We start from the raw sequence: 22,266 nt of genomic DNA, 5'->3' as shown, positions 1-22,266 counted from the left end.
CCGTACTGGTTTAAAGTTAATCCACTATAATTGTATTGTTAACCCATTTTAGTAAGTGTAGGCTTAGATGGAAACCAAATATTTTAAATAACTGTTTGCCACTATATATATTGAAGGAAGGATTGCGTTGTGATCGCTTTAAATAATAGAGCTTTATTTATTACAATTTGCCTCGCCCCAACTTTTACACTTGGAGATTTACCTGAAACAGTTATTGATAAAGATGCATTAAACAAACCATGTAATGTAAACAGCATAGTACAAGAGGATATTCTTGTATGTTTTTCCAAGTCATATCTATTGGCACAGAAAGAATTAAATAATAATTATTCAATTGCTCAAAAGCAGAAAAATGTAAATATAAGAAATTATTTAATTCATCAACAAAGGCAATGGAATAAAAACAAATTTGATGAATGCTTGATATTGCCAGAGAAAGAGGTTGGGAGAGAGGGGATATTTGAATATTTGCAATGTGCTACAGATGCCATTTTAAAGCGAAATAGCTATTTAAAAGAAATTTATGTATGTGGCAACGAACCTTGCCAATTTGAAGAACCATATTTCTTTCAAACTATTGGGCATGATAAGGATTAACAACCCATCCACCCTCGAATTATAAAATAACATTTTTTTAAATTAATATATAAAATCTAAATTAGAACCTGGTATTTATCAAGGTCGTCTGAAATATCGACTTCAACGGAAATTCCTATTTCCCATCCGTTGAATACCCGTTTTCAGACGACCTCTCAGGGTGGTTCAATCATTCCAAGTCAATCAGCGGCGCAGGCACTGCACACCCGCCATCCGCGTATTTTCAGTTTCATGCTGCTTAAAAACTTATCCGATTTGAGGCAAATTCCAATCAATCCAAAATATTAATGCGATACGGCTTTTAATTTTCTGAAGAAATTTCTTGATCTTCAAATTTCATACTTTCCGGATTTAGCTTCCAAACCGTCTTATCCTTAGAAGATATGGATTTTTTACCCTGATGAAATTCATAGCAGACCCTATCTGTTTTCAATACAAACTCTTTGCCAAGTTCAAATTCCATCACACACTTTCCTTGCGGCTTCAAGGACAAAGTATCTTCTACATGGTAACTCAGTATTCCATCTATTTTTTTAAAATTGAAGGGCGGGCGCAACAATTTTTTATTGTCATAGAATGATTCATATATCACATCTATCGAGCCTAAAGTTGGAAGACCGGTATGGTCTTGAACTATGCTTCCATCCTTTCTATTGACCGGATAAATATCATATTTTTGTTCAACAATGCTATTTTCTTCAGATTATTCCGACTCCCTATTAGTGGCAACAACAAGCCATGCAAATGAATCATTATAGGGAATCACACCCAAAACTCTTGCATGCTCAGGGATAACAGTGCCCATTGAAACTGGATATATATATTCTTTAACATCCTTTGGCGCCTTAATCTGATTCAAATCCAGAAAGCCATTTGACAGTCTCGGGTAGGATTGAAACCAGGTTTTAGATGAAATAGGCAAGGTTAAACATTCCGCCTCTGCCAAATGCTTCTGTTCCTTAGGATAATTGATGTAGCACTTATCCTTGTCGGTTTTTTGGGACGATACGGCAGGCTCTTTTTTGCTGTTTTGATCAACAAGTGTTTCTTGGGAAGCTGCCGGTCCGACGCCGCAAGCCGCCAAAGCCGTGAGTGAAAATACGAATAAGATTGCGCGGTTGAGTTGAGAAAAAATCATATCTTTCCTTAAATACCCATTCATTTTGGCTCAAGCCCTTTAAGATATGAAGAATGATAACATCCAATATGAATTTTTACCTACTCATCCGCAGAAGTTTCTTCCCTTACCGACATAAGCCTATTTTGCGGCAAAACCCGCTATTCTAAAGCAACCGCATTTCCCGCCGCCGCTTCCCACAATTCCCGCTTCTTCCCTACCGTCAGTTTTTTGATGGCGATTTCCCGTTTCAGCGCCTCGCTTTTGGAGAGGTCGTCTGAAACGATACGCATCGCCGTCGGTTTGTTCAGCCGCGTGTATTTTGCGCCTTTGCCGGCGAGGTGGGCGGCGAACCGCTCTTGCGGGCGGTTGCTGATGCCGCAATAAAACGCGCCGTTCTCACACAAAATCAGGTAAACGCGCCAATTTTCCGCGCTCATGCCTCTGCCTCCTTGGCGAAACTTTCCGTGAAGATGCGGACGGCGGCTTCGGTTTTGGCGGACTGGACGCGATAAGGCGTAACCAAATAAAGGCTGACCGGCGGCAGCGTCCATTCGGGCAAAACGGTTTTCAGACGACCTTGGGCGATTTTTTCCCGAACTTCGCCGCCCACTTGCAAAGACAAACCGAAGCCGCGTTCAGTCAGGCTGCGGACGGCAGCAAGATGCGTGCAGGCGATGCTGTCGGCGACGTCGAGAAAATAGCTTTCGCCGCCGTGTTGCAAGGTTGTGCGGACGGGCAGGAAGTGCAGCCAGCGGTGGGCGTGAAGCTGCGAGGGATGGGTGATGGGCGGATGGCGGTCGAGATAATCGGGCGCGGCGCAAATGGTGTACGGCCAGGTAACGAGATGACGCGCAACCAAATTGGGATCGTCCAAAGCGCGGTCGCCGCCGCGTATGGCGATGTCGGTTTGGCTGTGTTGCAGGTCGTCCAAAGTATCGCTGAAATTGAGGACGGGGCGGATTTTGGGAAACTCGGTTTGCAATCTTGAAAACGCCGTCTGAAAAGCGCGGGACTCGATGACGGTGGAAGTCAGGGAAATACGCAATTCGCCGACGGGTTCGGTTTTGAGGTTGTCGATAACGGTACGCGTATCGGCAAGGGTGGCGGCGAGGCGGCGGCAGTATTCGCCCAAGGCTCTGCCGCCGTCGGTAGGCGAAAGGCTGCGCGTGCTGCGGTTTAACAGCTTGATGCCGTGCAGGGCTTCGAGGCGGTTGATGTGCTGGCTGACGGCAGACGGAGTCATGCCCAGCGCGGCAGCGGCGGCGTTCATGCTGCCGTGTTCGAGGACGGCGGCGAAAACGAGCAGGGGTTTGATGTCTTGCATGGTGTTTACCGGATTGGAATCGGGGTTTTCAGACGACCTGTTGGAAATACTGCGGATTATATAGTGCTGACAATAAATCGGCGTGGAACTGATCGGGCGGTTGAACCATATTCCTTTGTCGCCATTTGCATATCCACCCTTTTTCAGGTATACCGCCAATTGATGTTCACATTTTAAAAGGATTTTATGATGGCTTCTTTCAACGAACCGGGCCGCGTCAAACGCGAAGGCATACTGACGCGTCTGCTGCGTTTTTTGGGTATCGGTCCTTCTGCCGAAGATGAACAAGAGCGCGCGCGTTTGGCGGCTTTGAATTTGAATACGGCGGTTTATGCAGACTTATTCGCCAACGAATCGGAAGAAATGCTGGTTTTGACTTCCGATTTCGACCCTGAAATAGGAACATTCAGGATTAACGCAGCCATAGGCGGCGGCAAAAAACAATTCCAAGGCAAAAGCTGCCCAATTTTAGGCTATGTCCATGTTAAAAGCGGTACATTCATGGATCAGCCCGTGTACAAGCTGACCTGGGCGGAAGACGATGCAAACAACCCCTTTAAAAACTGTTCATTTCAAACACTCAAGCCACTGACTGTGTACCGTATCCGAAGTAAGTTAGCCATGGATTGGGAGCCATTCGGAGGCGAGTGGTTGAGCCATATACTTTTAGTTGAAGCGCTCGAAAGCGATGCACACAATCAAGAATTGGAAAACCTACGCCGTGAATATCTGAATCCCGTTTTGTTTACCCATCCGCTGGCAACATTCAGATTAAACACATTTATGGAAAATTTCGAAGCCAAGGCAGAATGGGCGGGGCTGCCTGTGAAATTGTCTTTGAACGCAGAGGGCGACAAACCGGCGGGCGGTACGCTCAAACGCTTAACGGAAGCATTTGCCCAACAGACGCAACTCTATGCCTCCCTCAACACATACCTGCTTGAACATATCCGCAAACACAACGGCATCCGCACCAAAGACGGATTTTTTCCCAATCCGCATCCGACGGCGGAAAGCTTCCTCCAAGACTTAAAGCTGCAAAAATTGGATTTTTTCAATCAAGATTTCGATATCGTGTTTCACAATGATGACGACGCATTGATACCCGACGGCGAATACTATTTCTATGTCTCATTTGATCCAAAGGGGAACATTACCGGCATCGAGTCCATCCACTGACAACAGGTCGTCTGAAACTTTAAACCCCGTTTCAGACGACCTTTTTCCATTCTATTATTTAGTTCAACTTCATAATCATAACAGCAAATCAGGGATTATCAAGCGTTTCAGACGACCTTACAATGCGTTCATCTAATCAATCACATCCCAACAAGGAGTCAAACATGAAAATCGCAGTCATCGGCGCAACAGGTTATGTCGGCAACGCAGTCGTTCAAGAATTGGCAGGTCGTGGGCATGAAGTAACCGCTTTTGCGCGCAACACGGACAAAGTATTCCAAGCACAAAATGTTGCCGCCGTCTCCGCAGATGTCAACGCAGCGGACTTCGCCGACAAGCTGGCAGGCTTTGACGCCGTGGTCAGCGCGTTCAATCCCGGTTGGACCAATCCCAATATTGGCGCGGATTTTACACGCGGCGCAAACAATATCGTCGAAGCGGCAAAAGCGGCTCAAGTGCCGTATCTCTTAATCGTCGGCGGCGCAGGCAGCCTGTATGCCGCGCCTGATTTGCAAGTTGTCGATACGCCCGACTTCCCCAAAGCCATTTACGACGGCGCCAATGCCGCACGCCATCTCTTGACGGCACTCCTGCCGCGCCGCGATGTGAACTGGTCTTTCGTTTCCCCTCCGGCACGACTGGGCGCGGACGGCGGTTTCAGCGAAGACAAAACCGGCAAATACCGCTTGGGCAAAGACGATTTGCTGATGGACGGCGAAATTCCGGCAGGCATCAGCGTGGCGGATTTGGCAGTAGCCATCGCCGACGACGCGGAAAACAAAGCGCATTTGTTTGAACGCTTTACCGTTGCCGCCGCTTAACCGCCAAACATAACAAAGGTCGTCTGAAAACTTTGGAAATCAGGTTTTCAGACGACCTTTTTGTATTCGCTCTACATCACCCGCTGCAACCGACCGCCCCTTTTTTATCGGAAGCGTTTGGGGAACAAGGGCGCGGACTTGGTTTTCAGACGACCTTCGTGTCGGTTTACCTGAAGGGAAATCGGTGTTATTGTGTTTGGCAGTCTGTTGAAAATAAAATGATTTATGGAAAGAGACTCTTTAAACAGCCAACATTTCGTCCGACTGGTGCAACAAGGTGGCGGCAGCGATTATCTAAGCGGCAATTACCGTTTCGATACGCTGCACAGCGGCATTTCCCTGCATGGCGGCTGCGTGACCGCGCAAAAGGATTTCCAAAGCACGCAGCTTGCCGAGCCTTATATTTCGTTCATCCTGCTGCTGGAGGGGCGTTTGGATTTCGCCATCAATCAAAACCGCTATCAGATTGAGGCTGACGGCGGACGGGTGGTGTTGATTGCTGCGGAGGAGGAGATTTTGTTCAGCCGTTATCTCTATCAAGGGGAGAAAACGGCGAAAATCACGTTGAAAGGCATAGAGCAATGGCTGTCGCAACCGCAATACGCGGCGATGCTGCCGGCGGTTTACCGCGAGACGGTGCGGCATTGGCATTTGAGCGATGAATTGCGCGCTTTGGCGGAAAACAGTTTGATGCTGTCGGCGCAAGGCGACGGATTGGGCGATGTTTTGCAGCGCGAAGCCGATGCTTTGCAGTTGCTCGCGGGATTGTGGCGCGATTTTTGCAGCCGTTATCCGTTGTCGCCATCGTCTGAAAAATCAGGCGGGACGGTTCGCCCGTCGGATGGGGACGGGTTTGTGCATGGTTTGAATCAGGCATTTGACCAAGGCGCGCACCAAGTGGCGGAACTCGCCGCCGCACTGCACGTCAGCGAACGGACGCTGCAACGCCGCCTGCGGGATTATTTCGGAATTACCGTCAGCGACTGGCTGCGGCACAAACATATGCAATATGCGCTGTATGCGTTGACGACGGGCAAAGAGAGCATCAGCGAAATAGCTTACCGCTGCGGCTACGGACACACATCCAGCTTCACGCAGGCATTCAAGCAATATTTCGACTGCACGCCTGCGGAAGTGCGCAAGCGGGAGGATTGATGTCGGATGGGGTGTTTCGAGGTTTAAAGGTCGTCTGAAACGGTTTCAGACGACCTTTGTGTATGCCAAGCATTAGAGATGGAACCTCTGAAACTGCCCTCTTCACTTTTTCCGCTTCGCCCGCGGATGCCCCTCGTCGTAAACCTTGGCCAGATGGTCGAAATCCAGCTTGGTGTAAATCTGCGTGGTCGAGAGGTTGCTGTGTCCCAACAGTTCTTGCACGGCGCGGATGTCGCGCGAGGATTGCAAAAGGTGGCTGGCGTAGCTGTGGCGCATCATGTGCGGGGAAATGTGTTGCCCGCTGCCCTGCCGTACCGCCCATGCCTGAAGGCGTTTTTGGATTTGTCGCTGCCCGAGTCGCGTGCCGTTTTTGCCGGTAAAGAGCGCGGTTTCGCCGTCTGCCGCCACACGTTCGGACAGGTAGGCGCGCAAGGCTTCGACGCTTTTGCCCGACAACGGGACTTGCCGCTCTTTCCTGCCTTTACCGGTTACGCTCACCCAGCCTTCGTCCAGCAACACATCACCCAAATCCAAGCCGTGTATCTCGCTCAGGCGCAGGCCGCTGCCGTACATCAGTTCAAACAAGGCATGGTCGCGCACTGCCAAACTGTCATCAACGGGCGCACTGTCGAGCATATGGTTCAACTCTTCCTGCGGCAGGGCTTTGGGCAGGCGTTCGGGCAGGCGCGGGGCTTTCAGGTTGAAGGTCGGATCGTTGTCCATCATGCCCGACTGCACGAGCCAGCCGCAATATTGCCGCCACGCCGACAATTTGCGCGCCAGCGTCCGTTCGCTCAAACCTTGTTGCGACAACCGTTTCAACGCTGCCACAAAATCGCGCCGTTTCAAATCCTGCGCCGTTTCAGACGACCCTTCCGTCAAAAGCCGCACGAGTTCGGTCAAATCGCGCCCGTAGGCAGACAGCGTGTGCGCCGACTTGCCCTGTTGCCCCAACATTTTCAAATAGCCGTCCAAAGACAGTCCGAAATCGCGTGCCAACATTTTCAGTCGACCTCCAACACGGTTTTCAAAGCCTGCGGCAACCGGCAAACCTTTTGGCGCGCATAATCGAAACACACCATGCCCGTGCGCGCCCGCGCCAGCACCTTGCCGTCCGCGATGCGCGTCAGGCGGAACAGCAGCGCAAACCCGCCCTTGCCGATGTCCTCGACGCCCATTTCCGCCGACAATTCATCGCCGTAAAAACCTTGTGCCAAATATTGCACCGCCGCGTCCGCCATAATCAGCCCCGCGCCGCCCGCGTCCGTTTCACTCCAGCCCAAACCTGCCAGCCAACGCATCCGCACCTCGTGGCACAAACGCAAAACGGCATCGTTCGCCAAATGGCCGCCGTAATTCACATCGCCCACCTGCACGCGCAAGGTCGTCTGAAACAACACCGCATCCACATCCGCCACTGCAAACTTAGCCATCACACACCTCCCGCCGCCGTTTCAGACGACCCCGAAAACAAACCGTTATTATAAACCATGTCAGACAAATACCGACCGCACCGTTTGCCCGCCGCAGCCGCCCAAAATCTCATTAATATATAAAACTGATGTAGCCCTGTGTAGTTTTTTAATAAGAAAAACATTATAATTTCCCACATCACCATCCCGCTACCTCACCAAGGAGATTTAAATGGCACTCGTATCCATGCGCCAACTGCTCGACCATGCCGCCGAAAACAGCTACGGCCTGCCCGCATTCAACGTCAACAACCTCGAACAAATGCGCGCCATCATGGAAGCCGCAGACCAAGTCAACGCCCCCGTTATCGTTCAAGCATCCGCCGGCGCGCGCAAATATGCAGGTGCGCCGTTTTTACGCCACCTGATTCTGGCGGCCGTTGAAGAATTCCCGCACATCCCCGTCGTCATGCACCAAGACCACGGCGCATCGCCCGACGTGTGCCAACGCTCCATCCAACTGGGCTTCTCCTCCGTCATGATGGACGGCTCGCTGCTCGAAGACGGCAAAACCCCGTCCACCTACGAATACAACGTCAACGCCACCCGTACCGTCGTTAACTTCTCCCACGCCTGCGGCGTGTCCGTCGAAGGCGAAATCGGCGTCTTGGGCAACCTCGAAACCGGCGAAGCCGGCGAAGAAGACGGCGTAGGCGCGGCAGGCAAACTCTCCCACGACCAAATGCTGACCAGCGTCGAAGACGCCGTGCGCTTCGTCAAAGACACCGGCGTGGACGCGCTCGCCATCGCCGTCGGTACCAGCCACGGCGCATACAAATTCACCCGTCCGCCCACCGGCGACGTATTGCGCATCGACCGCATCAAAGAAATCCACCAAGCCCTGCCCAACACCCACATCGTTATGCACGGCTCCAGCTCCGTTCCCCAAGAATGGCTGAAAGTCATCAACGAATACGGCGGCAAAATCGGCGAAACCTACGGCGTACCCGTAGAAGAAATCGTCGAAGGCATCAAACACGGCGTACGCAAAGTCAACATCGACACCGACCTGCGCCTCGCCTCCACAGGCGCCATCCGCCGCTTCATGGCAGAAAACCCGTCCGAATTCGACCCGCGCAAATACCTGAGCAAAACCGTCGAAGCCATGAAACAAATCTGTCTCGACCGCTACCTTGCATTCGGTTGCGAAGGTCAGGCAGGCAAAATCAAACCCATTTCCCTTGAGAAAATGGCAAACCGCTACGCCAAAGGCGAGCTGAACCAAATCATCAAATAAACAACGGGACAAACAAACGGGCGGCCATCCAAGCCGCCCGTTTTGTTTTGAAGGGTATGGGTTAAGTTCAACCCCGTACGGCATCGCCCTGCCCGTCCTGATTTAAATTTAATACGCCGACTTTCCAAACCAGACAAAAGGTCGTCTGAAAACGGCTTCAGGTTGAACACAACCTGCGGCGTTTGTTTTCAGACGACCTTGTTTGCCGAAGAGGCGAACTTTTCCTATTCCCTGACTAGCGTGGGATTCGATGACGGGCGGCGATTATTTGTCGCTGCATTGCTTCAAATTAAATTGTGCGGCAGCGGCTTCTCGTTTGTATGCTTCTTCGTTGAGGTAGCTCGGCTGGTAACCCTCCAGCCATTCATCCATCGGGGCAAGCGCCTTGCGGCATGCCGCTTTGTCTCCGGCATTTTTATAGCTGACGGACAAGTCGTTCAGCGTCCGCATCCATTCGGTCAGATCGAGGAACTTGTCGCATTCGTTGAGATAACGTTGTTTGATAGCGACAGCATCGCGGTAACGTTTTCCCTGATAGGCGGCCTGAAAACGTTTTTCCATTGCTGCCGCGCCTTTTGCGGAACAGGCGGCAGGCAATTTTTCATAGGTCGCCTCGAAAGATGCATTATGTCCGCAGTATTCTTGGCAGGCTTCGCGGGCTGAATCCGGAATGTTCAGCTTCACGTTGTTGTTGGTAAAGGAAAAATGTACGACGCAACCATTATGGTTTTTGCTGGTACGGTTTTTGATTGTGCCTTCATAATTACAGACATGGCCGTTTGGATTGACTGTATCGACAGAAACCTGTTTGCCGTTGAGTGTCAATGAGCCGCTGCTGAGACGGTCTTCCGTCAGAACATAATCTTGTGCGGCAGCGTGCAGGGAAAAGCTTGTCAGCAGGAGGAATGCGAGGGTTTTCATCAATGTGCTTTCTTATGATTTACGGGGAAAATGAGATTGACTCGGTGCTTCATCTGATGCTTACTATAGTGGCTTAACTAAATCAGGACAAGGCGACGAAGCCGCAGACAGTACAGAGACAGTACAGAAACCGATTCACTTGGTGCTTCAGCACCTTAGAGAATGTCTCTTTGAGCCAAGGCGAGGCAACGCCGTACTGGTTTAAAGTTAATCCACTATATTATGCAACGAGCAATGTGGATTGTACCGCAATACAAAGGTCGTCTGAAATGTCAAACAGCATTTCAGACGACCTTTTAATAACGGACAGAAGGCTTATCAACACCCGTCTGCCGTCGGCTTTGCAGCGTCAGTTGATCGAATAGCCGCGCAGATATTGGGTACGCTCGCGCGTCATGCGGGTGTCGCATTGGAGCTTGAGGTATTCGTTTTGCGCCGGACTGTCCGCCCTTGCTGCCGCCTGTTGGCAGTTTTGGTTTTTAGTTTGAATCCAAGCGCGTTGTTCTGCCAGCATTTCCTGTTGGACAGTGCGCTCCATGCCGTCCCATACGCCTTTGATTTCCGCCTCTGCCTGATGGTTTTGCGAACGGGCATTATCTAAGTCGCTTTGAGAGAACGACGGCTGTTCCGGCTTCTCTTCACCGTCAGGACGCAGGATTTCGGTTTCAAGGCCCGCGGCAGGCGGTACGCCCGACGCTTGGCTCGCCGCGTTGTTTTCCAAAATATCTTCTGCTTTGGCGACAGGCGGCTCTTCAGCGGCTTTGCTTTGCAGGATTTTGATCGCCTCTTCTTTGCTGACTGCCTTACCGTCTATCATCACGATGCTTTTGACACCGTAAGGCAGCAGTAAGGAAGACAGGGTTTGCGCGGTCATGTTGACGGTATTATCTTCCAAAGAAACCGTACCGACTTTCGGATCGGGCGTATAGCGGACGCTGGTTGAGAACGTGTTGTTCTCAAAGCTCAGGTTGCTGCCCATGATTTTCTGCTGAAGCATTTCGGTCAAGCCGGTATTGCTGTAAATCAGCGGACTGTTGGCATCGGCGGTGCGCAATACTTCGGCAGGGATTTGGATTTTCAAATCGGCGCTGCACAAGGATTTGTTGTCTTCCGTAATTTCTTGCGGATTGTCCAAGACGATATTCAACTCGGAGCCGGCGGCAATGATTTTATCGGCATCGACAAATTGGCGGCTGTCGGCACGGACAAAGGAACGCGCCTCGCGCTTGATGGTTTCTTGGATTTGGTTGCGGATACTTTGAATGGCGGCAGGATTGCCACACTCCAAAGCCTGCTTGGGTTCTTCTTTGCCGCATGCCGCCAACATCAGGGCGATAAGCGGTAAAGCCAGCAGTTTTTTGTGCATAAATAATACTCCTTGATACGGCTCGGAAACCGCATCGTTTTGTCGTTCAGACGACCATCATAACAAAAGCACTTGCAACAAGTAAATGTTGCAAGTGCTTTTTCAACGAAACGTTATAAATGCTTACTTATTTGGTAATGACATTTACGAAACCGGAAAGGATTGCTGCGTTAATCAAGTCCACGAAGAACGCGCCGACCATAGGCACAATCAAAAAGGCTTTGTGCGAAGGACCGAAGGTCTGCGTGATGGACTGCATATTGGCAACGGCGGTCGGCGTTGCACCCAAACCGAAACCGCAGTGGCCTGCCGCCAAAACCGCCGCATCGTAATCGCGTCCCATAAAGACATAAGTCACAAATGTCGCATACAAAATCATCACGACGGTTTGTACGGCGAGGATGATGGTTACAGGACCCGCCAGACCGGTCAACTCCCACAATTTCAGGTTCAAAAGTGCCATTGCGAGGAAAAGCGACAGGGAGGCATTGCCGAATACGTCGATAGCGCGGTCGAACATATTGACTTTAAACGCGGAAGTCAGAATGTTGCGGATGACGACACCGGCAAACAGACACCATACGAATTTCGGCAAGTCATACAGATATTCTTTGTCGAAGCCGTCCACAATTTCGGCAAATGCCAAACACGCTGCAAACATGGCAAGCGTTTCGACGGCGGATTCGGCGGTAATCAGGCGGGTGCGCTTCGCTTGTTCGAACACGTCGTCGGCATGTTCGTCTGAATTTGCCTTTTGTCCGCTTTGATCGATGGGTTTGCGTCCCATTTTGTTGATCAGACGGCGCGCAACCGGACCGCCGATCAGGCCGCCGAATACCAAACCGAACGTGGCGGAAGCCATACCCAATCCGGTAGCACCAACCAAGCCGAATTTGTTTTCAAAGTCCGGACCCCATGCGCCTGCGGTACCGTGTCCGCCGGTCAGGGTAATCGAGCCGGTAATCAGGCCGATAAGCGGATTCAAATCCAAAATCTTCGCCAAGCCGACGCCGACAAAGTTCTGCACGATGATAAACGCCCCTACGACAGCGGTGAAAATCACCAACGGCAGACCGCCTGCTTTCAAGCGGGAGAAATCCGCGCTCAAACCGATAGAAGTGAAGAAAATCAGCATGAATGCGTCTTGCAGCGGTTTTTCAAATTTGAAGCTCACGTCGTAAGCTTGATGCAGTGCAAACAAGATAATCGCAGCAATCAAGCCGCCTGCCACAGGCTCGGGAATGTTGAAATCGCGCAGGAATTTGACTTTGTTTACCAAAACCTTACCAATCAACAAAACCAATGTGGCGGCAATCAACGTGTAGTAACTGTTAAATTCCCATTCCATAATCGTCTTACCTCTCAAAATCTCAAAAATGTTTTTCTTAAATCCGCTTTGCGGAATCAAACTGTTGGATATTAGGGGATGGGTTAAAGATTGTCAAAGAATAGCCTTTTGTTTTTTGAATTTTTTACATATGGCATTTTTAAAATCATCAAAATGTTTATAAGCATCATGGCATTACATAAAGCTACTTTTTGTTTATTAATTAAATATTTTTAATCCGAATGATATTATTGTTGACAATTCTTTTCGTCAGAATATGGGCTTAATAATGGAAAAAGGTCGTCTGAAAACTTGGAAATCAAGTTTTCAGACGACCTTTTTATCTTCCAGACTCAATCAACCTTTAGTCCGCTCCAACAGTTCTTCCGCCAAGGCGAGGTAGGCTTTGGTGCCTTTGGCATTGGCGTCGTAGGCGAGCGCGGGCATGCCGTGGCTGGGGGCTTCGGCGAGGCGGACGTTGCGGGGGATGACGGTTTGGAACATCAGGTTGCCGAAATGTTGGAAAAGTTGTTCGCTGACTTCGACGACGAGGCGGCTGCGGCTGTCGTAGAGGGTGCGGACGATGCCGGTGATGTCGAGGCGCGGGTTGATTGCCTGACGGATTTTGCGCACGGTGGCGATGAGGTCGGAGATGCCTTCTAGGGCATAGTATTCGCACAACATGGGTACGATGACGCCGTTGGCGGCGACAAGTCCGTTGAGCGTGAGCAGGGTCAGTGAAGGGGGGCAGTCGATGAGGACGAAGTCGTAGTCGTTTTCGACGGTTTGCAGGGCGTTTTTGAGGCGGATTTCGCGGGCGATTTCTTGCACCAGCTCGATTTCGGCACCGGCAAGCGCGCGGTTGGCGCCGAGTACGTCGTAGCTGCCGTCTCCGCTGCGGACGACGGCAGTCTTGATGTCGGTATCGCCCAAGACGACTTGGTACACGCCTTCTTCGAGGCGGGCTTTGTCTATGCCGCTGCCTGTGGTGGCGTTGCCTTGCGGGTCGAGGTCGATGACGAGGACGCGTTTGCCTTTGGAGGCGAGCGATGCCGCGAGGTTGACGGTGGTGGTGGTTTTGCCGACGCCGCCTTTTTGGTTGGCGACGGCGAGGATTTGTGCGCTCATGTTTTTGCTGCTGTCGGATAGGTGAATGGCGGAATTTTAACGTTTTTTGCTTGAAATGGGTATAAGGTCGTCTGAAAAGGAAGCAGCGAAGGGTAGAGGCATCTTTGTCGCATTTCTGTCTGCGTTTCGGTAAATTCTCTTTAAATCCAGACAAAGCAAGGTAATGCCTGCTGATTCAATATGGGTTTTCTATATAATATGCCGTTTTTTAACTGTCGTAGAGATATACCATGAAAAAATCTTTCTTTGCCCTGATGCTTGCCGCTGTTTTGCCTGCTGCGAATGCGGCTTCGGTTACCGAACGGGATGTGCAGAGTTCGGCTTTGGCTGCCAAACAGGCTCGGTTGGAATCAGCACAGGCTCAGATGGAAACGGAACTGGCGCGGTTAGCTGCGGATCTGGCGCGTATTGAGGCTTTTATTGCCGCACAAGAGGCGCGTTCCGGCATGGGAGAGAATGAGCGAATAGCGGCTTTGGAAGCCCGTATCAGTAAATTGGAAAAACGCCTTGCCAAGTCAAAATAGTACAACCCGAATCGGGTTTATGTGTGCAGCGTCAAGCCGTTCCAGAAGTTGTTTGAGGCTTCAGGGAAAAACGAATGGGAGGCGCGCCGCGCCGTCCGCACTGCCTGCAATGCGGAAACTTCGGCGATGTTCTGCGAAGATTCTGCCATCCGCTGCGAAAAATACGAATAACAGGGTTTGAACACAAAGGTCGTCTGAAACGGAATCGGGTTTCAGACGACCTTTTTAACTGTATAGTGGCTTAACTAAATCAGGACAAGGCGATGAAACCGCAAGACAGTACAGACAGTACAGAAACCGATTCACTTGGTGCTTCAGCACCTTAGAGAATGTCTCTTTGAGCCAAGGCGAGGCAACGCCGTACCGGTTTAAAGTTAATCCACTATATTTTGAAGGCAAGTGGCGTTGTGTTCTGCCGATATCGGTATCGTTTCCTTTGAATTTGAACCAAACCAGGCTGTATACTTTATGACTTGCCGCTGCTCATACCACAACAAGGAAATCTATGGATTGCTGGGAAATTCTGCACATTGCGCCTACCGGTGACGAACGTGCCATCAGGCGCGCTTATGCGAAGCTGTTGAAATCGACACGTCCGGACGATGACGCGGAGGGATATCAGCGGCTGCGCGAGGCATTTGATGAGGCTTTGGCGCGTGCGCCCTACATCGATGAGGAAGAGGACGCAGACGATTGGTCTTGGGATCATGCCGATAACGATGAGGCGGATATTTCAGACGACCCTGATGAACATACCGAATATGTTGACGAGGAGGCGGCAGAATATGAATCGACCCAAGCCTATCCGTACGATACATGGAAAGACGCAGAAACAGACCGTATTGAAGAAACTGATGTTTCAGACGACCCCTACGAATATAGCGGCGCAACTGCCGAGGCTTATTCATACCATGGATACGATGGCGTAGATGCGGATTATATTTTGGCGGAAATCGGACGCATTCAAGATGAAGGGAAAAGTGAGGCGTTGGAACGCTCCTGGCCCGACATCCGCGCTTTATTGGACCGGCTGCCTTTGGGCGAATCGGAATATATTGCTTGGGAATTTTTGGATTTTCTGCGCGATCGGTATATTTCGAATATCATCGTATGGGCGCAATGGGCGTCTTATTTCCGCTGGCACGAGAGCCGCGAAGTTCTCCACCGTATGAGCACGGACGAGCTGGAGTGGGTTTATGACTGCATCAATGCGGCAGAAGTTTTATCTGACAACGCCAATGGCAAATTCCCGCTCTTGCACAGCTTGAACCGTCTGACCGAGCAAGGGCGCGATATGCGGGCAACGGTGAATGCGTTTTTCCTGAATACGGCTTTACAGGAAGAAATATCGCCATCCGTACGCACGGCGCTGATGAGGCGCAAGACGAAACTGACGTCTGTTTTACAGAAAGCGCAATCATGGCGGCAGATGCGGATTGTGCTGCCGATTGTGGCGATATTCGTCGCCATGTTTACAGCGGCAGCCGATGACGCTTTATCCGCCTATATCGAGGCGTATTATTCGTTGGCCCTCGTCTCCACCCTCACGCTGGCGCTCTTGTGTTTCTTGGTCAATGTCTGCCGAAGCATATTTTTCACATGGCTGCCGTCTCTCTACAAACTCTTCACGGCGACTTTTGTGTTTAAAAAAGCGGCGATTGTGCGTGCTTTCGTATTGCCTGTCGTGATGACTGCCGTGTGCCTGACCCCGACCGGTTCGGTAATGTTCTTCCTACTGACCGTACTCGCATGGATATATTCATGGTGTACCTTTTTCTCCTACATCAAAAGCGAACGGAGTATTGTCGGCGGTCTGACGGTCAATCTGTCATTGATTGCCATGTTTCCGATAATCAATGTACTAAACAAACATTTGGAGCAAACGGCGGGCAACTCGGTATTGCTTATCCTGACGGCTTTGATGATATTGTTGTGGTTCAACGCCAATCTGTATCTACGGTCGTTCCATCCCCATCTGTCAAAAAAACAGGCGCAGTTCCTGCTGGTACCTTGTTCGCCCAACGCATCCTTTCCTATCAGGGCGGCCGCTTCATTCGCCTCCGCACTGGTTTGGATGCTGACGCTGCCGCAGCGATGCGCCGACTATACCGAACGGGATGATATTTGGACGCCTTTGGGTTTCGGCGTACTGGCATGTATGCTGACGCTTATCCTGCCGCTTGGCGGAAATCGGATGCTGTGGTTTTACCCGACCGCATTCGCACTCGGCTGGCTGGTGCTTGTTTTGAAACAAAATGCCTACCGCAGCCTGATGCGGGCATAAGCAAAAGGTCGTCTGAAAAATTTTCAGACGACCTCAAACATACCGTACAACGCTGTTTTCATTTTTCTGCAACAGATTCATTCCATAAGGAATCCGCATGACTTTACCTGTTTTAGCCGTCACTTCAGGCGAACCTGCCGGCATCGGCCCCGATATCTGCTTGGATTTGGCGTTTGCCGATTTGCCGTGCCGCTGCATCGTGTTGGGCGACAAAAATCTGCTGCAAAGCCGTGCCGAACAATTAGGCAAAACCATCACCCTGCAAGATTTCGACCCGCAGGGCGGCAAGCCCGAACGCGGCATATTGGAAGTGTTGCACATCCCCTTAGACGCGCCCTGCCAAGCGGGCAAACTCAATCCCGCCAATGCCGCCTACGTCCTCAAACTGTTGGACACTGCCTATCAAGGCATTTCAGACGACCTCTTCGACGGCATGGTTACTGCGCCGCTGCACAAAGGCGTCATCAACGACGGACACGCCAGCGATCATTTCTTCAGCGGCCACACCGAGTACCTCGCCGAAAAAAGCCAAACCGAACAAGTCGTCATGATGCTCGCAGGCGGCGGATTGCGGGTGGCGCTCGTCACTACCCACCTTCCGCTCAAAGACATCGCCGCCGCCATTACCCGCCCGCTGGTCGAATCCGTGACCCGCATCCTTCACGCCGACCTGCTCGACAAATTCGGCATCGCCCGCCCCCGCATCCTAGTGACCGGACTGAATCCGCACGCAGGCGAAAACGGCCATCTCGGCCATGAAGAAATCGACATCATCATCCCCGCGCTCAAGCAGCTGCAAAGCGAAGGCATAGACGCACACGGCCCCTATCCCGCCGATACGGTGTTCCAGCCCTTTTTACTCAAAGACGCCGATGCCGTTTTAGCGATGTATCACGACCAAGGGCTGCCCACGCTCAAATACGCGGGCTTCGGGCAAGGCGTCAATGTCACGCTCGGACTGCCCTTTATCCGCACTTCGGTCGATCACGGTACCGCCCTCGACCTTGCCGGAACGGGCAAAGCAGACTCAGGCAGCCTCATGACCGCCGTCGCTACCGCATTGGAAATGGCGCGCCATATCAACCTGCGTTCCTGAAACCGGATTTCGTTTATCACATAAGTTCTTGAAGCCCAAGGTCGTCTGAAAACCAGCAATGCCAGCCGAAACGATATGCGGCCTATCTGACAAACGCATCCACAAACTCGGCGCAGTCCTCGCTGCTGCACCTTGTTTTTAAAGTCTTCAAGTGCGCAAACAACTGCTGTTTCTCGCTGTCGCTCAGTTTATGCCCTTTGTCATCACGGACTTGGTTGTACTTAGGCGTATTTTTGACATCAAAACCGCGGTTGATAAAGAAAACCGTTTCCTTGCCTGCCGCGTTGCGCACGGTCAGCATCATGCTGCCGCCGTCTGCCGCGATGGCGCATTTATCTTCAACGATGGCGGTGTACATGGTTGCTCTCGGTTTGGCTTGGCTGTACGCCGTTTGGCTTGGCTGTACGCCGTTTGACTCAATAAAACGGCGACAGCGATCGCAATAAAATGCTTCAACATCATTTGCTCCATTTGCGTTTTCAGAGTGCACAGCCTGCCTGAGGTACAACCTCTTCCGATTTCCGGCTTCTATGTCGCATCCGACGATTCTTCCTTTACCGCGTCCAGCAGCGGTATCAGCAGCTCTTCCACCAATCTTTGGAACAACGCTCCTTCTACCGGCTCGGTATCTTCGTTGCCGAACACTAAGGCGACTTCTGTATAGTCTTTTTGCCCTTTGCTGACTTTATTGCCGTGATAGCTTTCCTTGGCTTTGTTCAGGGCATCTTCCCAGCTCTGTTTTTTGCCGTAGGCTTCGGCGGCGGCAAGGCTGGTTTTGGCAAAGAAAGGCAGCGGGCGCGTTTGTCCAAGGTTGAAGAACGTCAGCCATTTTTGCAGCATTTGCTGCGCGTGTCTGCCAGAAATTTCAGGATAAGTCGTTGTTTCTTCAGGCTGAACGATATGGGTTTGGCGGGTTTCGGTGGTCTGAGATTCCACCGCGCAAAAGATTAAATGTTCGAGCAGGAGGGCGATGCGTTGCGGGGCGTTGGGTTTGCGGTCGAGGTAGAACACTTGTCCGCATTGGTACAGGTTGCCGAGGCTGCCTTGCAGGGTTTGCCCGTCGAACGGGATTTCATAAGCGAAAGGCGGCAGTTTGGGGCTTTGCAGCAATGCGCTGTCTATGCGTTTGGCGGCGGCTTGGAAATTCTGCTGCCACAATTTACCCAGTTCGCCGGCGGGCAGCAGGCTTTCGGCGTCGAGGCGGACGGCGGTTTCTTGAAAGTCTTGGTTGTGGCGGCGGGCGTCGAGGTAGGCGGCGGCGATTTTGTTGGCGCGTTGCGGCTCGAAGGGTTCGGCGGATTCCCATGCTTCGTCGCGATAGGGTTCGCGCCAGCCCAAGGTTTGTTGCAGCCATGCTTTGACGGGATTTTTCCAGAAGCGGATAAAGTCGTCCTGCCAGACGGTCGGTGCGGGGCTGTTTTCTTCGAGGGCTTCGCTGAAAAACGGACGCGCCTGTTCGCGCGGGCGGTTGAGGGCTTCGGCGTAGTCCTGCCGCGTGCTGAAGAGGTCGTCTGAAATTTTGTCTGCGATGAAATAGCGGTGTGAGAACGGTTGCAGGGGATGTTGCTCGACCCAATGTTCCGCCAGCTCTTTGCTGCGCCGTCCGGCCATGGCGGCGACGGTGTCGATGAGTTCGCTGACAAGGGCAGACGGGGCGAGTTCGTCGTCGTTGCGGATGCTGCGGCCGACGTAGGAGAGATAAAGGATGTCGCGCGCGCTGATGATGGCTTCGAGGAAGAGGTAGCGGTCGTCGTCGCGGCGGGCGCGGTCGCCTTTTTGCGGGTGTTTGGCAATCAGGTCGAACACGGCGGCTTTAGTGTTACGCGGGAAATCGCCGTCGTTCAGACCCAAGAGGCAGATGACTTTAAACGGCAGGCTCCTCATCGGCACCATGCTGCAAAAGGTGATGCCGCCGCGCAGGAATCCTGCTTGGCTTTCGCTGCCTAAGAAGCGGCGGATGTGGCGGATGACCGTATGTTGCGGCAAAGTGCCGCTAAAGCCTGCCAACGCGGTTTCTTCCTGCCATTTTGCCAACGCCTGCTCGAACTGCTGCAAGGCGTATTGGTCGTCGGCGTCGGGCAGGAACAATGACTGCACCAGAACGCGGCAGCGTTCCGTCCATTCCTCCGCCGCTGCGGGTTTGCGCCACTCGGCGGCGAGGCGGGGCAGCGTGCGGATGAAGGCGGCAAAGCGGCCGAACACATCAAGGCGGTTGACATCGCCGTGCCACGCGCTGACGTTTTGCCAAAGCGGGCTGCCGTCGTCGGGCAGCATCCAACCCAACACGATGCGTTCCAACGCCTGCCGCCAGGTGAACAGATTGTCCGCCGCGCCGCGCATCGTTCCGTCCAAACCCCAATGCACGTTCAACTCGGCAATGGTGTCGTGCAGCAGCGGCAAATCGTCCGCCGTCAGCCCGAAACGGCGCAGCACCAAACCGCTTTCCAACAGCGGCAGCACTTTATCGACTTCAAACCGGCTTTCCAGCAAATCCAGCGTCTGCTCCAGCGCGTAAAGCAGCGGCTGGCGGCGGCTGAGTTTCACGTCCGACACCGAATACGGCAAAGCCTGCGCCCCGCCCTGCGCCTGCCCGAACACCGCTTCGATAAACGGGCTGTACGGCTCGATGTTCGGCGTCAAAACGGCAATATCGTGCGGCTGCCAGTCGGGATGTTCGTGCAGAATCCGCAACAGCTTGTCTTTCAAAATCTGCAATTCGCGCAGGGGGCTGTGTGCCGACACGATACGGACGGAGCCGTCGCCCAGCAAATCCGCGCGGCTGTGTTCAGACGGCATCCGCAGGTTTTGAATGTCGTTTTGCAGGCAATGCAGCAGCGTGTCGTCTGAAACCTCTTCAAACACAGGCTGCTCCTCCAAGCCGATTTCCGTCAGAAAATCAAAAAAATCACGCCCCTGCTTGCCCAGCGACGCCAAGAGCGGATGCCCCGTCTGCGACAAATCCGCATCGTCGCCGCCCTTCAAAAGCTGCGCCGCCTCAATCACATTGCCCCAATACTGGCCGCTCGGATTGAGCGCGAACACAAACACATCGCAATGTTCCGAAATTTTCTGCAAAAGCTGCAAATACATCGGCGCCATCGTCGAAATGCCGAACACGAAAAACCGCTCGGGCAGGTGCGCCTTATCCAAAGACGACAGCAGCTTTTCCCACAACGCCACACGGTGCGGCGCGGATTGGTTGCCGTCGTCCAAATACCGCCAAAGCTGCGCCTGCCAGACCTCGTCCTCGCCCAGTCCCAGAAGTTTGCCTTCCTGCCAGGCATCAATCCACTGCGGACGGTACACCAGATACTGGTCGAAAATATCCGCCAACTGCCCCGCCAACTGATAATCCGCCGATTCGCCGCTGCCCAAATAGCTTTGCAAGACAGAACGGACTTTTTCAAATTCAGAGGTCGTCTGAAAACGCTCGCTGCGGAACAAATCCAAAAGCCGCCAACGCATCACTTCCGGCGAAAACGGACTGAGCGCGGGAATATCAGGAATCAGCTTCTGCATCAACTGCCACGTCAAACCCGCCGGCAGGCTGAATTGCAAATTCGCCGCCACCCCCAGTTCGCGCGCCAGATAAACACTCAAATAACGCCGCATCCCCTGACTCTGTACCACAATCTGTTCCGCCGCCAAAGCAGACTCAAGCGGCCTGACCCTTTGGATTCCGGCAAACAGGGCGGCTAGCGATTCGAGGCGGTTGGATTGGTAGAGGTAGAACATGGCGATTAAAAGCAAAAGGTTAAGAACGCAAGACAGATTATAAAGTCCCTTGATTTCTCTGCAAGCGCAACCATATAGCCGTCAACCCATCATTCAGAAAAACAGAGGAATTTATGCCGCAAACCGACATCAACCACGCCGATATCCGCACGCGTTTCATCTTTGACGATATGCCTGTGCGCGGTCTGCACGTCCGCCTTGAAAACGTGTGGGAACACATCGCCGGACAAAAACACTACCCTGCCGCCATCCGCCGGGCATTAGGCGAACTCCTCGCTGCAGGTGCGCTTCTCTCCAGCAACCTTAAAAACGAAGGCACGCTCATTGTCCAAGTACAGGGACAAGGTCGTCTGAAAATGCTTGTGGTCGAAGCCACATCAGACAACACCGTTCGCGCTACCGCCCGCTGGGATGAAGCCGCCGACATCCATGATGACGAAAGCCTGACCGACCTTTTGGGCAGCAACAGCGTTTTCGTACTCACACATCAACCCAAAGATGCTGAACCTTGGCAAGGCGTTGTCCCGCTTGAAGGCGACAATATCGCCCAAATGCTCATGAACTATATCAAACGTTCCGAGCAACTCGATACCCACATCGTTCTCGCCGCTTCAGATCATGTCAGCGGAGGATTGCTGGTACAACGTCTGCCCGAAGAAGAACTAGACACCGAATCATGGGAACTCATCAGCACACTGACCCAAACGCTGACACCGAAAGAGCTAACTGCCCTAGACGCACAACACGTTCTTTATCGTCTCTATCATGAAACCCCGCCGCGTGTTTTCGATCCCGAAATTATCGAATTTGCCTGCACCTGCTCACACGGCAAAGTCAGCGATATGCTGCTTATGTTAGGCGGAGAAGAAGTTGGCGGTATTGTTGCAGAGCAAGGCAGTATCCAAATCGATTGCGACTTTTGCCACACTAAATACGTATTTGACGAAACGGATGTCAACGCGCTATTTGGTGGAGACGTA

22 protein-coding genes are annotated in these 22,266 nt (G+C 52.1%); 9 read left to right on the top strand and 13 right to left on the bottom strand.

The features are described 5' to 3' along the window. The first annotated feature begins 129 nt into the window (after positions 1-129). Positions 130-597, top strand: coding sequence for a lysozyme inhibitor LprI family protein (locus HMPREF2726_RS05145; RefSeq protein ID WP_009310813.1), 468 nt, complete (start codon positions 130-132; stop codon positions 595-597). 301 nt (positions 598-898) lie between these two features. Here HMPREF2726_RS05145 and HMPREF2726_RS14675 read toward each other — a convergent pair whose 3' ends face one another. From HMPREF2726_RS14675 to HMPREF2726_RS05130, 4 genes are all read right to left on the bottom strand, one after another. Then, positions 899-1,060, bottom strand: a complete 162-nt coding sequence (locus HMPREF2726_RS14675; RefSeq protein ID WP_246827864.1) for a hypothetical protein — start codon at positions 1,058-1,060, stop codon at positions 899-901. A 240-nt stretch (positions 1,061-1,300) separates the two neighbouring features. Then, positions 1,301-1,735 (bottom strand): hypothetical protein, encoded by a 435-nt coding sequence (locus HMPREF2726_RS14670; RefSeq protein ID WP_246827863.1) that lies wholly within the window; start codon positions 1,733-1,735, stop codon positions 1,301-1,303. A gap of 140 nt (positions 1,736-1,875) precedes the next feature. Continuing rightward, on the bottom strand, positions 1,876-2,154 hold the full coding sequence (locus tag HMPREF2726_RS05135) for a GIY-YIG nuclease family protein (RefSeq protein ID WP_070602490.1): 279 nt from the start codon (positions 2,152-2,154) through the stop codon (positions 1,876-1,878). Beyond that, positions 2,151-3,041: a LysR family transcriptional regulator gene (locus HMPREF2726_RS05130; protein ID WP_070602488.1), complete on the bottom strand. Its 891-nt coding sequence runs from the start codon at positions 3,039-3,041 to the stop codon at positions 2,151-2,153. The genes HMPREF2726_RS05135 and HMPREF2726_RS05130 overlap by 4 nt, the downstream gene beginning before the upstream one ends. A 189-nt stretch (positions 3,042-3,230) precedes the next feature. On the opposite strand from HMPREF2726_RS05130, the gene HMPREF2726_RS05125 reads away from it, so the two are divergent. The 3 genes from HMPREF2726_RS05125 to HMPREF2726_RS05115 all read left to right on the top strand — a co-directional run bounded on the left by HMPREF2726_RS05125 (position 3,231) and on the right by HMPREF2726_RS05115 (position 6,196). Then, the gene (locus tag HMPREF2726_RS05125) at positions 3,231-4,220 is read left to right on the top strand and encodes a DUF7021 domain-containing protein (RefSeq protein ID WP_070602486.1); all 990 of its coding nucleotides are present in this window, start codon (positions 3,231-3,233) and stop codon (positions 4,218-4,220) included. Between the two features lie 164 nt (positions 4,221-4,384). Next, positions 4,385-5,041 (top strand): NAD(P)-dependent oxidoreductase, encoded by a 657-nt coding sequence (locus HMPREF2726_RS05120; RefSeq protein WP_070602484.1) that lies wholly within the window; start codon positions 4,385-4,387, stop codon positions 5,039-5,041. Positions 5,042-5,266: 225 nt separating this feature from the next. Continuing rightward, positions 5,267-6,196 carry a helix-turn-helix transcriptional regulator gene (locus tag HMPREF2726_RS05115; protein ID WP_003761909.1) on the top strand — a complete coding sequence of 310 codons (930 nt, stop codon included), beginning with the start codon at positions 5,267-5,269 and terminating at the stop codon, positions 6,194-6,196. Positions 6,197-6,298: 102 nt separating this feature from the next. Here HMPREF2726_RS05115 and xerC read toward each other — a convergent pair whose 3' ends face one another. After that, positions 6,299-7,198, bottom strand: coding sequence for a tyrosine recombinase XerC (xerC, locus tag HMPREF2726_RS05110; RefSeq protein WP_070602482.1), 900 nt, complete (start codon positions 7,196-7,198; stop codon positions 6,299-6,301). Positions 7,199-7,200: 2 nt separating this feature from the next. Further along, positions 7,201-7,629: an acyl-CoA thioesterase gene (locus tag HMPREF2726_RS05105; RefSeq protein WP_070602480.1), complete on the bottom strand. Its 429-nt coding sequence runs from the start codon at positions 7,627-7,629 to the stop codon at positions 7,201-7,203. Between the two features lie 211 nt (positions 7,630-7,840). Between HMPREF2726_RS05105 and fba the strand changes: the two genes are divergently transcribed. After that, on the top strand, positions 7,841-8,905 hold the full coding sequence (gene fba, locus HMPREF2726_RS05095; RefSeq protein WP_070602476.1) for a class II fructose-bisphosphate aldolase: 1,065 nt from the start codon (positions 7,841-7,843) through the stop codon (positions 8,903-8,905). Between the two features lie 264 nt (positions 8,906-9,169). On the opposite strand, the gene HMPREF2726_RS05090 is transcribed toward fba, so the two are convergent. The 4 genes from HMPREF2726_RS05090 to HMPREF2726_RS05075 form a co-directional block, all read right to left on the bottom strand. Next, the gene (locus HMPREF2726_RS05090; RefSeq protein ID WP_070602474.1) at positions 9,170-9,826 is read right to left on the bottom strand and encodes a hypothetical protein; all 657 of its coding nucleotides are present in this window, start codon (positions 9,824-9,826) and stop codon (positions 9,170-9,172) included. A gap of 349 nt (positions 9,827-10,175) precedes the next feature. Next, positions 10,176-11,192, bottom strand: a complete 1,017-nt coding sequence (locus tag HMPREF2726_RS05085; protein ID WP_009310802.1) for a lysozyme inhibitor LprI family protein — start codon at positions 11,190-11,192, stop codon at positions 10,176-10,178. A gap of 127 nt (positions 11,193-11,319) precedes the next feature. Then, positions 11,320-12,540, bottom strand: a complete 1,221-nt coding sequence (gltS, locus tag HMPREF2726_RS05080; RefSeq protein WP_009310801.1) for a sodium/glutamate symporter — start codon at positions 12,538-12,540, stop codon at positions 11,320-11,322. A 336-nt stretch (positions 12,541-12,876) separates the two neighbouring features. Next, a complete protein-coding gene (locus HMPREF2726_RS05075; protein ID WP_003741993.1) occupies positions 12,877-13,647 on the bottom strand; it encodes a ParA family protein in 771 nt (256 codons plus the stop codon). Positions 13,648-13,877: 230 nt separating this feature from the next. Between HMPREF2726_RS05075 and HMPREF2726_RS05070 the strand changes: the two genes are divergently transcribed. Continuing rightward, entirely contained in the window at positions 13,878-14,171 is a 294-nt protein-coding gene (locus HMPREF2726_RS05070; protein WP_009310800.1) for a hypothetical protein, read from the top strand. Positions 14,172-14,188: 17 nt separating this feature from the next. Here the strand turns inward: HMPREF2726_RS05070 and HMPREF2726_RS14785 are convergent, their stop codons facing one another. Next, positions 14,189-14,320 (bottom strand): hypothetical protein, encoded by a 132-nt coding sequence (locus tag HMPREF2726_RS14785; protein WP_283118705.1) that lies wholly within the window; start codon positions 14,318-14,320, stop codon positions 14,189-14,191. A 356-nt stretch (positions 14,321-14,676) separates the two neighbouring features. Between HMPREF2726_RS14785 and HMPREF2726_RS05065 the strand changes: the two genes are divergently transcribed. Both HMPREF2726_RS05065 and pdxA read left to right on the top strand, forming a co-directional pair. Further along, entirely contained in the window at positions 14,677-16,455 is a 1,779-nt protein-coding gene (locus tag HMPREF2726_RS05065) for a J domain-containing protein (protein WP_009310799.1), read from the top strand. A gap of 97 nt (positions 16,456-16,552) precedes the next feature. Next, on the top strand, positions 16,553-17,551 hold the full coding sequence (pdxA, locus tag HMPREF2726_RS05060; protein ID WP_070602472.1) for a 4-hydroxythreonine-4-phosphate dehydrogenase PdxA: 999 nt from the start codon (positions 16,553-16,555) through the stop codon (positions 17,549-17,551). A gap of 82 nt (positions 17,552-17,633) precedes the next feature. Here pdxA and HMPREF2726_RS05055 read toward each other — a convergent pair whose 3' ends face one another. Both HMPREF2726_RS05055 and recC read right to left on the bottom strand, forming a co-directional pair. After that, positions 17,634-17,909 carry a hypothetical protein gene (locus HMPREF2726_RS05055; protein ID WP_246827862.1) on the bottom strand — a complete coding sequence of 92 codons (276 nt, stop codon included), beginning with the start codon at positions 17,907-17,909 and terminating at the stop codon, positions 17,634-17,636. A 170-nt stretch (positions 17,910-18,079) separates the two neighbouring features. Beyond that, the gene (gene recC / locus HMPREF2726_RS05050) at positions 18,080-21,286 is read right to left on the bottom strand and encodes an exodeoxyribonuclease V subunit gamma (protein ID WP_070602512.1); all 3,207 of its coding nucleotides are present in this window, start codon (positions 21,284-21,286) and stop codon (positions 18,080-18,082) included. Between the two features lie 113 nt (positions 21,287-21,399). Between recC and hslO the strand changes: the two genes are divergently transcribed. After that, a partial coding sequence (gene hslO, locus HMPREF2726_RS05045; protein WP_070602470.1) for an Hsp33 family molecular chaperone HslO occupies positions 21,400-22,266 on the top strand: 867 nt, incomplete at its 3' end.

This window comes from Neisseria sp. HMSC074B07 (assembly GCF_001810355.1).
GTDB lineage: Bacteria > Pseudomonadota > Gammaproteobacteria > Burkholderiales > Neisseriaceae > Neisseria.
This window is presented reverse-complemented; position numbering and strand designations above follow the sequence as displayed.

Bases quoted from the DNA above. Each gene is read 5' to 3' on its own strand.
- HMPREF2726_RS14675 (WP_246827864.1), bottom strand. From the start codon at position 1,060: ATGGAATTTGAACTTGGCAAAGAGTTTGTATTGAAAACAGATAGGGTC.
- HMPREF2726_RS14670 (WP_246827863.1), bottom strand. From the start codon at position 1,735: ATGATTTTTTCTCAACTCAACCGCGCAATCTTATTCGTATTTTCACTC.
- HMPREF2726_RS05135 (WP_070602490.1), bottom strand. From the start codon at position 2,154: ATGAGCGCGGAAAATTGGCGCGTTTACCTGATTTTGTGTGAGAACGGC.
- HMPREF2726_RS05130 (WP_070602488.1), bottom strand. From the start codon at position 3,041: ATGCAAGACATCAAACCCCTGCTCGTTTTCGCCGCCGTCCTCGAACAC.
- HMPREF2726_RS05125 (WP_070602486.1), top strand. From the start codon at position 3,231: ATGGCTTCTTTCAACGAACCGGGCCGCGTCAAACGCGAAGGCATACTG.
- HMPREF2726_RS05120 (WP_070602484.1), top strand. From the start codon at position 4,385: ATGAAAATCGCAGTCATCGGCGCAACAGGTTATGTCGGCAACGCAGTC.
- HMPREF2726_RS05115 (WP_003761909.1), top strand. From the start codon at position 5,267: ATGGAAAGAGACTCTTTAAACAGCCAACATTTCGTCCGACTGGTGCAA.
- xerC (WP_070602482.1), bottom strand. From the start codon at position 7,198: ATGTTGGCACGCGATTTCGGACTGTCTTTGGACGGCTATTTGAAAATG.
- HMPREF2726_RS05105 (WP_070602480.1), bottom strand. From the start codon at position 7,629: ATGGCTAAGTTTGCAGTGGCGGATGTGGATGCGGTGTTGTTTCAGACG.
- fba (WP_070602476.1), top strand. From the start codon at position 7,841: ATGGCACTCGTATCCATGCGCCAACTGCTCGACCATGCCGCCGAAAAC.
- HMPREF2726_RS05090 (WP_070602474.1), bottom strand. From the start codon at position 9,826: ATGAAAACCCTCGCATTCCTCCTGCTGACAAGCTTTTCCCTGCACGCT.
- HMPREF2726_RS05085 (WP_009310802.1), bottom strand. From the start codon at position 11,192: ATGCACAAAAAACTGCTGGCTTTACCGCTTATCGCCCTGATGTTGGCG.
- gltS (WP_009310801.1), bottom strand. From the start codon at position 12,540: ATGGAATGGGAATTTAACAGTTACTACACGTTGATTGCCGCCACATTG.
- HMPREF2726_RS05075 (WP_003741993.1), bottom strand. From the start codon at position 13,647: ATGAGCGCACAAATCCTCGCCGTCGCCAACCAAAAAGGCGGCGTCGGC.
- HMPREF2726_RS05070 (WP_009310800.1), top strand. From the start codon at position 13,878: ATGAAAAAATCTTTCTTTGCCCTGATGCTTGCCGCTGTTTTGCCTGCT.
- HMPREF2726_RS14785 (WP_283118705.1), bottom strand. From the start codon at position 14,320: ATGGCAGAATCTTCGCAGAACATCGCCGAAGTTTCCGCATTGCAGGCA.
- HMPREF2726_RS05065 (WP_009310799.1), top strand. From the start codon at position 14,677: ATGGATTGCTGGGAAATTCTGCACATTGCGCCTACCGGTGACGAACGT.
- pdxA (WP_070602472.1), top strand. From the start codon at position 16,553: ATGACTTTACCTGTTTTAGCCGTCACTTCAGGCGAACCTGCCGGCATC.
- HMPREF2726_RS05055 (WP_246827862.1), bottom strand. From the start codon at position 17,909: ATGTACACCGCCATCGTTGAAGATAAATGCGCCATCGCGGCAGACGGC.
- recC (WP_070602512.1), bottom strand. From the start codon at position 21,286: ATGTTCTACCTCTACCAATCCAACCGCCTCGAATCGCTAGCCGCCCTG.